The 224-nt window shown below is 64.3% G+C and carries 1 protein-coding gene; it reads left to right on the top strand.

The genetic code is table 11. From position 1 onward, the window contains the following. On the top strand, positions 1-224 hold a 224-nt coding region (locus tag FQ664_RS27475; protein WP_178091148.1), incomplete at both ends, for an immunoglobulin-like domain-containing protein.

Below are 224 nucleotides of genomic sequence, written 5' to 3'. Positions count from 1 at the left end.
GCGCTCACCTACACCGTGACCCTGAGCAACCCGGCCCAGACCCCGGTGACCGTGACCCTGTCCAACGGCCAGACCATTACCGTCGAAGCCGGCAAGACCCAGGGCAGTGTCGACTTCGAGACCCCGGCCAACGATGTCTATAACAACGGCTCAACCGTTAGCGTGACCATCGAAAGCGCCACGGGTGGCAACTTCGAGCAGCTGACGCCGAACCCGACCCCGGC

Source organism: Pseudomonas persica, assembly GCF_900291015.1.
In the GTDB taxonomy this organism is placed as follows: Bacteria; Pseudomonadota; Gammaproteobacteria; order Pseudomonadales; family Pseudomonadaceae; genus Aquipseudomonas.
The sequence above is the reverse complement of the archived record's forward strand: the minus strand, read 5'-3'. Positions and strand labels throughout refer to the sequence as shown.